This window comes from Phyllobacterium sp. K27, assembly GCF_054796155.1.
In genome coordinates this window covers 1,813,540-1,825,928 of the sequence record NZ_CM139240.1, presented here as the reverse complement: position 1 = coordinate 1,825,928, position 12,389 = coordinate 1,813,540, and the positions used below count along the sequence as shown (strand labels likewise).

10 protein-coding genes are annotated in these 12,389 nt (G+C 53.0%); 7 read left to right on the top strand and 3 right to left on the bottom strand.

Annotated elements, in window-relative coordinates; all coding sequences use genetic code 11:
- The first annotated feature begins 1 nt into the window (after position 1).
- The 5 genes from ACYJL1_RS08825 to ACYJL1_RS08805 all read left to right on the top strand — a co-directional run bounded on the left by ACYJL1_RS08825 (position 2) and on the right by ACYJL1_RS08805 (position 4,913).
- Positions 2-283, top strand: coding sequence for an acyl carrier protein (locus ACYJL1_RS08825; protein ID WP_008123430.1), 282 nt, complete (start codon positions 2-4; stop codon positions 281-283).
- A gap of 68 nt (positions 284-351) precedes the next feature.
- Positions 352-1,536, top strand: a complete 1,185-nt coding sequence (locus ACYJL1_RS08820; RefSeq protein ID WP_460895066.1) for a beta-ketoacyl-ACP synthase — start codon at positions 352-354, stop codon at positions 1,534-1,536.
- Between the two features lie 11 nt (positions 1,537-1,547).
- On the top strand, positions 1,548-2,825 hold the full coding sequence (locus ACYJL1_RS08815) for a beta-ketoacyl-ACP synthase (RefSeq protein WP_460895065.1): 1,278 nt from the start codon (positions 1,548-1,550) through the stop codon (positions 2,823-2,825).
- Positions 2,826-2,945: 120 nt separating this feature from the next.
- Entirely contained in the window at positions 2,946-3,974 is a 1,029-nt protein-coding gene (locus tag ACYJL1_RS08810; RefSeq protein WP_460895064.1) for a zinc-binding dehydrogenase, read from the top strand.
- A 6-nt stretch (positions 3,975-3,980) separates the two neighbouring features.
- Entirely contained in the window at positions 3,981-4,913 is a 933-nt protein-coding gene (locus tag ACYJL1_RS08805) for a lipid A biosynthesis lauroyl acyltransferase (RefSeq protein WP_460895063.1), read from the top strand.
- A 3-nt stretch (positions 4,914-4,916) separates the two neighbouring features.
- Here ACYJL1_RS08805 and ACYJL1_RS08800 read toward each other — a convergent pair whose 3' ends face one another.
- From ACYJL1_RS08800 to ACYJL1_RS08790, 3 genes are read right to left on the bottom strand one after another with little or no spacing between them, the layout of a single operon-like run.
- Positions 4,917-5,798 (bottom strand): dimethyl sulfoxide reductase anchor subunit family protein, encoded by an 882-nt coding sequence (locus ACYJL1_RS08800; protein WP_460895062.1) that lies wholly within the window; start codon positions 5,796-5,798, stop codon positions 4,917-4,919.
- Positions 5,799-5,815: 17 nt separating this feature from the next.
- Complete coding sequence (locus ACYJL1_RS08795; RefSeq protein ID WP_460895061.1) at positions 5,816-6,583, bottom strand: 4Fe-4S dicluster domain-containing protein; 768 nt, start codon at positions 6,581-6,583, stop codon at positions 5,816-5,818.
- A complete protein-coding gene (locus ACYJL1_RS08790; RefSeq protein WP_460895060.1) occupies positions 6,580-9,432 on the bottom strand; it encodes a molybdopterin oxidoreductase family protein in 2,853 nt (950 codons plus the stop codon). The genes ACYJL1_RS08795 and ACYJL1_RS08790 overlap by 4 nt, the downstream gene beginning before the upstream one ends.
- A gap of 161 nt (positions 9,433-9,593) precedes the next feature.
- On the opposite strand from ACYJL1_RS08790, the gene ACYJL1_RS08785 reads away from it, so the two are divergent.
- Positions 9,594-10,865: an acetylornithine deacetylase/succinyl-diaminopimelate desuccinylase family protein gene (locus tag ACYJL1_RS08785; protein WP_460895059.1), complete on the top strand. Its 1,272-nt coding sequence runs from the start codon at positions 9,594-9,596 to the stop codon at positions 10,863-10,865.
- A 13-nt stretch (positions 10,866-10,878) separates the two neighbouring features.
- Entirely contained in the window at positions 10,879-12,360 is a 1,482-nt protein-coding gene (locus ACYJL1_RS08780; RefSeq protein WP_460895058.1) for an ABC transporter substrate-binding protein, read from the top strand.
- The last annotated feature ends 29 nt before the right edge of the window (positions 12,361-12,389 follow it).

Sequence of the window (12,389 nt, the reverse complement as noted above, 5' to 3'; positions counted from 1 at the left end):
ATTGTCCGACACATTCGACAAAGTCGCCGATATCATTGCTGAAACCAGCGAAATCGACCGCGACAGTATCACGCCAGAAAGCCATACAATCGACGATCTTGGCATCGATAGTCTGGACTTTCTCGATATCGTTTTCGCTATCGATAAAGCATTCGGCATCAAGATTCCGCTCGAGCAATGGACACAGGAAGTCAATGACGGCAAGGTTCCGACCGAAGAATACTTCGTATTGAAGAACCTCTGCGCCAAAATCGACGAACTCGTCGCTGCTAAAAAGGCCTGATCCGCGACCGTCGCGAGACCAAAACATTTTCATTAACCGGATGCACCGTAAAACGGTGTTGCGAGACAATGCAGAACAACACCGTCGTTATAACAGGCATCGGACTCATTTCCTCCTTGGGCGAAGGGATCGATGCACATTGGCAGGCCTTCAACGATGGAGCGAAGCCACGCGTTGATGGTGAAAAGTTTAAACCGTACACTGTGCACCCGCTTGGTGAGGTTGATTGGAACAACCAGATTCCAAAACGTGGCGATCAGCGGCAGATGGAAACCTGGCAGCGTATCGGCACCTATACCGCCGGCCTTGCGTTACAGGACGCAGGCATCAAGGATGATGAAGCCCTCTGTTCAACGATGGATATGGTCGTTGCAGCAGGTGGCGGTGAACGCGACGTAACTGTCGACACGCAAATTCTAGCCGAAGCGCGTATCCGCAATGACCTTGGAACGATGCTGAACGAAAAACTGTCGACGGAATTGCGTCCAACGCTTTTCCTGGCACAGCTTTCCAATCTGCTCGCAGGCAATATCTCGATTGTGCATAAGGTCACCGGGTCGTCGCGCACATTCATGGGCGAAGAAGGCGCTGGGATTTCTGCAATCGACACAGCGGTTTCACGCATTCGTTCCGGCCAGAGCACCCACGCTCTCGTGGGTGGCTCATATAATGCCGAACATCCCGATATGTTGCTCGGTTTCGAGCTGAACCAGATGTTGAAAACCGATGGATGGTCACCGGTCTGGCAACGAGATGGTTCCGAAGGCGGTGGCATCATCACAGGTTCCGGCGGTGCATTTCTCGTTCTCGAAAGCGCAGATCATGCCAAGAAACGCGGTGTTCGCGCTTATGCCGCTATTGACGGCATCTATAGCTCACAGATCCGCCGCAGCCGCGAAAATCTTGGCGAAACGATTTCCAAGCTTCTCGGCGCCGCAAGCGCAGACAAAGTGGCTGATCTGATCATTTCGGGTGCAACAGGGGCGAAGGCAGCTACTTCCGCAGAAAAAGCAGCGCTGGAAGCCTTCCCCAGCTCTACGGTTCGTGGACTTTCCAGTAAGACGGGACATTTGCGCGAGGCGCAGTTTCCTCTCGCCGTTGCGATCGCAGCATTGAGTGTTTTCAACGCAGCAGCCTTTCCGCCGCTTGATAGTGAAAACGAAGCAACTGGTCCGGCCAATATTTCCAGCGCACTCGCGACTTCCATCGGCGCGACGCGCAGTGAAGGCGTTGCCCGCCTGAGCAAGGTTTAAAGGATATTCCAATGTCCAAATATACTGATCATCTAGGTCGCCCCCTGGTTGCAATTACTGGTCTTGGTGTGGTCTCCTCGCTTGGACAAGGCAAGGAAGAAAACTGGACAGCTCTGACCTCGGGCACTTCCGGCATTCACACTATAACGCGTTTTGCGCTCGACAATCTGCGCACGCAAATAGCCGGGACTGTGGATTTTCTTGAAGAGAGCAGTCAGGGAGCGTCAGCACTTTCGCAGAAACTGGCTTCCCTTGCCGCTGAAGAGGCCATAGCACAAGCCGGTTTTCCAATCGATGATTTCGGCGGACCGCTGTTTCTCGCAGCGCCGCCCGTGGAACTCGAATGGCGCAACCGCTTCGCGCTTGATGCACTGGTAAAGTCCGAAGGCGAACCCGGCTATGATCTATTGCTGGCAGCTTGCCGAAAGGCACCGCAAAGCGCGATGTTCAACACGGCGGAATTTGGCTTTATAGCAGAATGCATCGCCGACAAATTCGGAACGCGCGGACTGCCCATCACGCTGTCGACCGCATGTGCATCAGGTGCAACTGCAATCCAACTTGGTGTCGAGGCTATCCGGCGCGGCGAAAGCGACCGCGTGCTGTCAATCGGAACTGACGGCTCCGTCTCCGCAGAAGCGCTTATCCGCTTCTCGCTGCTATCGGCGCTTTCAACCCATAATGAACCTGCCCACAAGGCCGCCAAGCCCTTCTCAAAGGACCGTGACGGTTTTGTCATGGCCGAAGGTTCCGGCGCGCTTGTTATGGAATCGCTGGAATCTGCTGTTGCCCGCGGAGCCAATATTCTCGGAATCATGCGTGGTTGCGGCGAAAAGGCAGATGATTTCCATCGCACACGCTCAAAGCCCGATGGCTCTCCAGCGATTGGCGCTGTGCGCGCAGCCTTGGACGATGCGGGGATCAAGGAAGACGCCATCGACTACGTCAATGCCCATGGCACTTCGACTCCGGAAAACGACAAGATGGAGTATCTGGCTCTCTCGACTGTTTTCGGTGACCGCATATCCTCATTACCTGTTTCCTCCAACAAATCGATGATCGGCCATACTTTGACGGCGGCAGGTGCGATTGAGGCGGTTTTCTCTGTACTGACCATACAGACTGGCACAATTCCGCCGACCATCAATTATGACAATCCGGACCCGGCAATCGTGCTGGATGTCGTGCCCAATGTGAAGCGCGAGGCAAAGGTCTCGGCGGTGCTTTCAAGCTCCTTCGGATTTGGCGGACAAAATACGTGTCTTGTCATGACGGCAGAACCGAACTAATCCGAAGCCTGAATGAGAGCAGTTCCAGAATACGGAGCCGGTTTTTCCGTCCGGAATTGCGCAACCCACAAATGAGCGGTCACCTGCCTTATTGCGGCGGCACCACTCCAGGAAACGGCAATGCGTGCATTACAGCTGATCGAAGATCGCAAACTCGAAATCGTCGAGGTTGCTCCCCCACCTCCACCGGGCCCCGGCGAGGTAACAGTCAACATCAAAGCGGTTGCACTCAACCATATTGATGTTTGGGGTTGGCGTGGCATGGCCTTTGCCAAGCGTAAAATGCCTTTGACAATTGGTGCGGAAGCATCCGGCGTGGTCGATGCTATAGGCCCGGGCGTCAGCAACCTGCTTCCAGGACAACTGGTTTCGATTTACGGCGCACAAACCTGCGGTCTATGCCGCCCATGCCGCGAAGGTCGCGACAATCTTTGCGAACATGTCTCCGGCGTGCACGGCTTCCATCTTGATGGCTTTGCTCAGGAGAAGGTGAACCTCAAGGCGCGCCTTTTGGTTCCTGCCCCTCCCGGCGTTGACGAAATCGGTGCAGCGGTTGCTCCTGTCACATTTGGAACTGTCGAGCACATGCTGTTCGACAATGCCAAACTCGAACCCGGCGAAACCATTCTGGTGCATGCTGGCGGTTCAGGCATCGGTTCGGCTGCCATCCAGCTTGCCAAGAAGATGGGCTGCACGGTCATTACTACCGTGGGTTCTGACAACAAGATTGAAAAAGCCAAGGCACTTGGTGCCGATCATGTCATCAATTACCGCGAAGACCGCTTTGAAGGCGTCGTGCGTAAACTGACTAAAAAGAAGGGCGTCGACGTTGTTTTCGAGCATGTGGGAGCTGATACCTGGGCTGGTTCCATGCTGTCGCTACGTCGCGGCGGGCGTCTTGTTACCTGCGGCTCAACATCAGGCGTTTCGACAAGCATGAACCTGATGATGCTTTTTCAGCAACAGTTGAAACTGCTTGGTTCTTTCGGGTGCCGCATGGAAAACATGGCCGATGCCATGCAGAAGATGGCACGCGGTCTGGTTCATCCTGTCATTGATACTGAAGTCGGCTTCGACGATATTGATACGGCGCTGAAGCGAATGGAAGGCCGGGACGTTTTTGGCAAGATCATCCTGCGCGTCAACTGATTCCGTATGAAACTTGATAGAAAGCTAGCTCTGTATCGCTGGAGCCAGAAGTTGAAATCGGTCAACTACTGGCTGTCGGCGAATATTATCTTCGGCATACTTTGGCTTTTGCGTCAGTTGCCCGCCAAGGCAGCGATGGATTTCATTGATGCATCCGCCCGCAAAATCGGCCCGTTAATGGGCCGCCATCGGGTCGCAATGACCAATCTGCGCAAAGCCTATCCGGAGAAGTCGGAAGAAGAGTTGCAGCTGATCGCACGCGACATGTGGGGAAACATGGCGCGGTTGACCGCAGAATATGTCTTCCTTGATGCGATCTTCGATTACGATCCGCATAGCGACAAGCCGGGATTGATAGAAGTGCAAGGCCGCGAAATCTTTGAGCGCATTCGCGATGAAAAAGACCGGCCTCATATTTTCTTCACAGGTCATACGGGTAATTTTGAATTGCTCCCGATCTGCGCTGCAACATTCGAACTGAACGTGACCGCTCTGTTTCGCCCGCCCAATAATCCTTATGTTGCGAGGAAAATTCTGGGTGCCCGCCGCACGAATATGGGTCATCTGGTTCCGTCAAAAGCGGGCGCGGCGTGGTCACTTGCCAGTGTTTTGAATGCTGATGGCAATGTCGGCATGTTGGTCGACCAGAAATTCCATCGCGGCATCCCAACGACTTTCTTTGATCGTCCCTGCAAAACCAATCCGCTATTGGCAAAACTTGCGCGTCAATATGAGTGTGATGTTTATCCCGCACGTTGCATCCGTCTGCCTGGTGGGCGCTTCCGTTTGGAGTTGGAAGAGAAGATGGAACTGCCGCGTGATGAGAAAGGTACCATTGACCTTGCCGCTACAGCGCAGGCGCTGAACGACAAGGTAGAAAGCTGGGTTCGTGAATATCCCGGCCAGTGGATGTGGTTCCACAAACGCTGGAACAAATAGCGTTCAATAGTAATTCATCACCGCGTGTTTTGCCTCCGCAAAGAACAGCCAGCGTTCGACAAAAATCCCAAGGATATGGCTGGCGCCAGCAATGCCCAATATAATTTGTGCCAGCAAGCCGGTTCCCAGTGCCATAGCCGATAGTAAGGCCACAATCGGCAACACCACTCCGCTCAACAACGAAATGACCCGCAGCTTAGCTGCGTGTTTGCGAGCAATGCGAAAGCCCATCTCACGTGTTAAGTAATTGTCGAGTGAGTGCGGCCTTTCAAACAGGCGTACTTTACCAATAAAGCCAAGCCCGGTTGCACTTTCCGGTGTCGAAAGCGGTACAAGCGTTGCGCTGCGATTGCGCCAAATCATTTTGGCAACGAGTGCCATGAGCAGTAACAATACCGCCAACAATTCGATGACAAGCACATTAGAGAAGGCACTTGCCAGGAGAAAGCCACCTGCCAGTGAGAACAATATAAAACAGATCGGTGTCAGCCTTGTATGCCAAGCATCCACAGATTTGAGTGATCCATAAATCATCGACGTGCAATAGACCGTCAATACCGAACCGAACACATTGATCAAACCCAAAATCATGTCGTGCCTGTTAGTAAAAATTGCCAGACCAGCGCTGAATGTCAGGGGGACGAATGTGGCGATTGCCATGACGCCTTCACGCGACAACCAGCTGGAGCGCCATTGGCTCAAGGCCCGCCAAGCGCGTTGCGGATTACCCAAGTGAAAAAGCGACGCGATCAAGCCCGTTCCAATGAGAGCGAGCGAGGCCAGATACGCAAGTTTGGTCGACACTAATACGGGATCGAAAAAACCAAGTCCGAGCACGACAGCAAGGCCATAACCTAGCCCCGACAAAGCGGTGAAAATAATCATCGAAAACGCCGGATGCATCAGATTCTATCCAAGGTTTTGTCGAGCCATGCAAAGAAGCCACGTGCGCCCTCGGTATTTTCTGCAAGCGGGATGATCGGTGCAGCGTTGCTTAGGGAAGTGCGAGGACGCGGTGGCAAATACTTGTTGGTCGGTCGCGTATCCTGTTCCGGCATCAGATCAAAACCGCCCCGCTCAGCGACCATGAGCGAAACCTCTGAAAGAGGATCACCGAGATCACCGAAGTGCCGCGCATTGACGGGACAGGTTCTTACACAGGAAGGGATACGATCTTCTTGCTTCAAAGTCTTATTATACACCCGGTCAACGCAGAGCGTGCATTTTTTCATCACACCCGCCGCCAGATCCATTTCCCGGGCACCATAAGCGCATGACCAGGCGCAAAGACCGCAGCCGATGCACTTATCCTCATCGACCAGTACTATGCCGTCTTCTGCCCGTTTGTATGATGCTCCGGTTGGGCACACCGTCACGCAAGGTGCATCTTCGCAGTGCAGGCAGGACTTCGGAAAGTGCACAATACGGGCTTCGCCTGCCTCGCCAATGATCTCACCGCCTTCCGGAACAACTTCAAAACTATGGATTCGATTGAGAAATGTGCCAGATACATCAGCGCCGTAAGCATGCTGGTCAGATAAGGCACTACCGTAGCCACCTGTGTTCCATTCTTTGCAACTGATAACGCATGCATGACAGCCAACACAAACATCGAGATCGATGACCAAACCAAGCTTTTTTGGGGTACGGTTTTGCGGCAGACTAGTCATTTCGCCCACTCCTGCCCATAGCGCACTTCACCCTGCGGCTGCTTTTGGCTGCCAGGACGTTTTATGGCTTTGAAATGCGGCTCACTGACCCCTTCGCCAATTTCGGCTTTTTCTATTCGCACCCTCAGATCATACCAAGCCGCCTGTCCGGTAATTGGATCAGAGTTAGACCAACGCATGCCATCGGATTTTGGGGGCAATAATTCATGAATAAGATGATTCAACAAGAACCCCTTGGTGGCTTCGGGCGAATTTGGCTCAAGCGACCATGCGCCGCCACGTTTGCCAATCGCGTTCCATGTCCACATTGTTTTGTCGTTAACCGCGCCGGTGCGGGCAATTTCACATTTTATCCGGCCATGGTGGGAGATGATCCAAGCCCAATCTCCATCACTCAACCCGACCTCATCACAGATGGCACCCGGCACATAGAGCGGATTCTTGGTGTGTATCTGGCGCAGCCAGGCGTTTTGCGACCCCCATGAATGGTACATCGCCATGGGACGCTGGGTAATGGCATGGTAGGGAAACTCGCTCGTATTCACACCCTGCTCTTCAAAAGGACGATACCAGTCTGGCAAGGGGTCGAAACAGTCCAGCAAGCGCTGCCTGTATTGCGGCGGTGCAAACGGTTTTCGGACACCTTCAGCGGAAAGCCGGAACTTCTGCAAGGTCTCCACATAAAGCTGAATTGTCACCGGCTGCGGTGCATCGAAGAAACCCATATCGATTGCAAATTGCTGATAGGCCGCATTGTGATGTTTGAAATACAGGGCTTCCTGCGGGATATGTTTGGTCCAGAAAGCTCCATTGTCAATGTAGTTCTGAACCTGATCTTTGTTTGGCGCCCCCCTACCCTCGCTGTCGGCCTGTTCGCCGCGCCAACCTGACAATGGACCAATACCTGGCTTGCGCTGGTGATTGACGATGTAATCGGCATAATCTTTGTAGAGCGCCTCACCCTGCTCATCCACAAAACCCGGCAGCTTCAATCGAGCACCAAGATCTATCAATACGGACTGAAAACCGCGCACGTCGCGGTCAGGCTGGATAACAGGCCAACGAATTGCATCGCATACTGCTCCGGGCTCAGAAATCGGCCTGTCCAGAAGTGAGATACAATCATGCCGTTCGAGATAGGTCGTGTCTGGCAAAACGAGATCGGCATAAGCAACCATTTCCGATGAATAGGCATCGGAGTAAATGATTTTTGGGATCTTATATTCACCAGTTGTCTCGTCGCGCTCCTCCAGCATCTTAATCGTGCCACGCGTATTCATTGACGAATTCCATGCCATGTTCGCCATATACAGAAACAGCACATCAATGGGATAAGGATCGCCCGCATGCGCATTGGCGATTACCATGTGCATCATGCCATGGGCCGAAAGTGGTGCTTCCCACGAGAACGCCTTATCAATCCGCTGCGGCCTGCCTTCAGCATCAACAAGCAAATCCTCGGGTCCCAATGGATAGCCGAGATGGGGGCCAGCCAGAGGTTTGCCGGGCGTCACATGTTCAGCACGGCCATGAGGCCGAGGGTGTGCCGTAGCAGGTTTTGGATAGGGCGGCTTATATCTATAGCCGCCTGGACAATCGATTGAACCAATGATCGTCTGCAACACATGTAATGCACGGGCCGACTGAAACCCGTTGGAGTGGGCAGAAATGCCCCGCATAGCGTGAAAGCTGACCGGTCGGCCGATCATGACCTCGTGCTGCTCGCCCTTCATGTCTACCCAAGGCTGTTCGACGATAATTTCTTCCTCAAAAGCGACACGGGCAATTTCGGCTGCAAGTCCGCTGATCGTTACGGCCGAAACTCCGGTTTCGGCGGCAATCGCTTCTGGAGCGTATTTCGGATCAAGATATTTCTCTGCCATTAGTCGCAAAACGCTGCGTACTTTGATCCCGTCCTCTGTTGTGAATTCGGCGTTAAGATCGGCAATGTGACCCGGCTCATCAAAACGAACAACAGCGCCGGTTTTTCGATCTCTTACCAGCGCTTTTCCAAGATCATCGCGCAAAAACAGCCCATGGTCCTCATGACCCGGATTGTCGATTACCAGCCAAGGGGCATTTGTATATCGGCCGAGGTAATCAAGATCGATCCTGCCTGTTCGGAAAAGTTCGTGAATAATGCTGAGGACAAGCAGGCCGTCTGTACCCGGCCTGATGCCAATCCAATTATCGGCAATGGACGAATATCCAGTCCGAACTGGATTGACCGATACAAAGCGCGCACCTCGCTTCTTTAGTTTGGAAATGCCAATTTTGATAGGGTTGGAGTCGTGATCTTCAGCAACGCCGAAAAGGATGAACAGTTTTGTCTTGTCCCAATCGGGCGCACCGAACTCCCAAAATGCGCCTCCAATCGTGTAAATGCCGGGGGCTGCCATGTTGACTGAACAGAACCCGCCATGGGCCGCATAATTGGACGTTCCGAAATTTTGCGCCCAAAAACTCGTCAGCGCCTGGCTTTGATCCCGTCCCGTAAAGAAAGCGAGCTTCCGCGGCGCCGTATCGCGAATGGGTTGCAGCCAATCAACCGCCAGCGAAAGCGCTTCTTCCCAACTGATTTCCTTGAATTCGCCCGACCCACGCGGGCCGGTGCGCAACAAGGGCGCCCGCAATCGCGCAGGCGAATAGTGCTGCATGATTCCGGCTGAACCCTTGGCGCAGAGCACGCCTTTGTTAATCGGGTGATCACGATTGCCCTCTATGTAGCGGACTTTTCCATCCTTCAGATGGACATCAATGCCGCAGCGGCAAGCGCACATATAGCAAGTGGTCTTGGCAATCTCGTCACCAACCGGCTCCGACAAGGCAAGGCGTGGTTCGGAATTCATGTCTTGGTGCCCCGGTCATTGTCAGCTTCTCTTGCTGTTTTATAAGAACAATTCCAATCTACCAAACACTCAAACGACATCTCACCCGGAAAGCGGCATTTTGCCATCATTGCGAAACTTGCCTCTTGCCAAATCGGGATGCCGCCTGATTTGATAGGTGAATGGACGAAAAGCTTTCCCGCGCGATTGATGAACGACGTGACGACCTGATCGCACTCACGCAAGAGTTGATACGCTTTCCGACGATTAATCCACCCGGCGAAGCCTACGCGCCCTGCGCAGAGTACATTGCGCAACGATTGCAGAAGAGCGGTTTTGAAACGCAATTGATTCGCGCTGAAGGAACCCCTGGCGATACGGACCGATACCCCCGGACAAATGTCGTTGCACGCTTCGATGGTCGCACGCGTGGCCAGACTGTGCATTTCAATTCGCATATTGATGTCGTAGACACTGGGGAAGGCTGGACCGTCGATCCATTCGAAGGCGTCATCAAGGACGGCAAAGTCTATGGCCGTGGCGCATGCGATATGAAGGGAGGGCTTGCCGCATCCATCATCGCCGCTGAAGCTTTTCTTGAAGTCTACCCTGATTTTTCTGGTGCCATAGAGATTTCAGGCACTGTGGATGAAGAATCGGGTGGTTTTGGCGGCGTCGCCTATCTTGCCAGCAAGGGCTTTTTTTCCAAACCTCGCGTTGATCACGTGATCATTCCCGAACCGCTCAACAAGGATCGTATCTGCCTTGGCCATCGTGGTGTCTGGTGGGCAGAGATCGAAACCAAGGGCGAGATCGCGCATGGCTCGATGCCATTTCTTGGTGATTGCGCAGTCAGGCATATGGGCGCGGTTTTGGATGCATTTGAAAAAGAGCTTTTCCCCGCCCTCGACCGGAAAGAAACCCGGATGCCGGTCGTGCCCGAGGGTGCGCGGCGATCGACGATGAATATCAACTCGGTTCATGGCGGACAGACGGATGATTTTTCGGGGCTGCCCTCGCCCAATGTTCCAGATTCATGCCGACTAACGATAGATCGGCGCTTCCTGCTCGAAGAAGATATTGCCGAGGTCAAACGCGAGGTCACATCGATCCTCGACCGCCTGAAATGGGAGCGGCCAAAGTTTCACTATAAAATACGCGATATCATGGAAGTCCAGCCGCTCATGACGGAGCGTGATGCGCCTGTTGTGACCGCGGTCGCACAGGGAATTCGCTCTGTTTTCGGCAAAGAACCGGAATATGTCATATCGCCCGGTACATACGATCAGAAGCACATTGCGCGCATTGGACTTTTGCACGATTGCATTGCCTATGGTCCGGGTATTCTCGATCTCGCTCATCGGCCGGATGAGTATGTTGGGATTGACGATATGACCGAGTCAACCAAAGTAATGGCTCTTGGCCTAAAAGTGCTTTTGTCCGGTTCAATTTAACGGGAGACGCCGAATGAATATCTGGAAAACATTTTTGTTCGGCACGGCAATCGCCCTCGCCCCTGCGACTGCTTCATTTGCGGCGAAGACAGATCTCATACTTGGGATTGTATTGGAGCCGCCGCATCTCGACCCGACAGCCGGAGCAGCGGCGGCAATTGATGAAATTGTCTATGCCAATATATTCGAGGGCCTGACCCGCATCGGTTCGAAGGGCGATGTTCTCCCTGCTCTGGCCGAAAGCTGGACCAGTTCAGAAGACGGCAAGATATACACTTTCAAGCTGCATAAGGGCGTCAAATTCCATGACGGCACGTCGTTTGATGCAGAGGATGTAAAATTTTCACTCGACAGAGCGCGAAGCGACACGTCAACCAATGCCCAAAAGGGTCTCTTTGCTGCGATAGATACCGTCGAAAGCGTTGATCCGTTGACTGTCAAAGTGACTTTGAAACAACCGAGCGGTGATTTCCTCTACAATATGGCCTGGGGCGATGCGGTTATTGTTGCACCGGAAAGTGCCGATGCCAATAAGGATAAGCCCACAGGCACCGGCCCATTTAAACTGGAAAACTGGGCAAAAGGATCGCAGATCGTCATTGCCAAGAATCCGGATTATTGGGGAAAGCCTGCAACGCTCGAAAAAGCAACGTTCCGTATTATTCCTGATCCGGCCGCAGCCACAGCGGCTCTTTTGGCAGGTGACGTACAGGCATTTCCGGTTTTTCCCAGCTATGAAACCATTGCTCAGTTTCAGGCAGATCCACGCTTCAAGGTCGTGATCGGCTCGACCGAAGGCGAAACCGTCATGGGCATGAACAACAAGAAGCCGCCCTTCGATAATGTCAAAGTGCGTCAGGCAATTGCGCATGCCATTGACCGCAAGACGGTTATTGATGGAACCATGTTTGGATTTGGAACACCGATTGGTTCATTCTTTCCACCCCATCATCCGGCTTACTTAGATTTGACGGAAGAAACGGCCTATGATCCCGAACTTGCCAAGAAGCTTTTGACTGAAGCTGGTCATCCTGATGGCTTCAAGACAACACTCAAATTGCCACCACCCACCTATGCGCGGCGTGGCGGCGAAATCATCGCCGCTCAACTGCGTGAGATTGGGATAGAAGCCGAGATTATCCCCGTCGAATGGGCACAATGGCTCGACCAGGTGTTCAAGAATAAAGATTATGACATGACGATCGTTTCGCACACAGAGCCAAACGATTTGAACATTTTTGCGCGTGATGACTACTATTTCAATTATGACAGCACCCCGTTCAAAGACTTGATCAAGCAGATTGAAACGACTTCCGATGGACCGAAACGCAGCGAGCTTTATCAGCAGGCGCAGAAACTTCTTGCTACAGATGAGCCTGCTGCATTTCTGTTCCAGTTGCCCAAAACCGGTATATGGGACGCAAAGATCAAAGGCCTTTGGGAGAACGGACCGATACAGGCCAATGATCTCACCGCAGTGAAATGGGCCGACTAAAATGATACGCGTCTTGAGCATGGGAATCA

What these genes read in the sequence shown, in the direction of transcription:
- ACYJL1_RS08795 (WP_460895061.1), bottom strand. Translation starts at nt 6,583, where the DNA reads ATGACTAGTCTGCCGCAAAACCGTACCCCAAAAAAGCTTGGTTTGGTC.
- ACYJL1_RS08785 (WP_460895059.1), top strand. Translation starts at nt 9,594, where the DNA reads ATGGACGAAAAGCTTTCCCGCGCGATTGATGAACGACGTGACGACCTG.
- ACYJL1_RS08800 (WP_460895062.1), bottom strand. Translation starts at nt 5,798, where the DNA reads ATGATTATTTTCACCGCTTTGTCGGGGCTAGGTTATGGCCTTGCTGTC.
- ACYJL1_RS08790 (WP_460895060.1), bottom strand. Translation starts at nt 9,432, where the DNA reads ATGAATTCCGAACCACGCCTTGCCTTGTCGGAGCCGGTTGGTGACGAG.
- ACYJL1_RS08815 (WP_460895065.1), top strand. Translation starts at nt 1,548, where the DNA reads ATGTCCAAATATACTGATCATCTAGGTCGCCCCCTGGTTGCAATTACT.
- ACYJL1_RS08810 (WP_460895064.1), top strand. Translation starts at nt 2,946, where the DNA reads ATGCGTGCATTACAGCTGATCGAAGATCGCAAACTCGAAATCGTCGAG.
- ACYJL1_RS08780 (WP_460895058.1), top strand. Translation starts at nt 10,879, where the DNA reads ATGAATATCTGGAAAACATTTTTGTTCGGCACGGCAATCGCCCTCGCC.
- ACYJL1_RS08805 (WP_460895063.1), top strand. Translation starts at nt 3,981, where the DNA reads ATGAAACTTGATAGAAAGCTAGCTCTGTATCGCTGGAGCCAGAAGTTG.
- ACYJL1_RS08820 (WP_460895066.1), top strand. Translation starts at nt 352, where the DNA reads ATGCAGAACAACACCGTCGTTATAACAGGCATCGGACTCATTTCCTCC.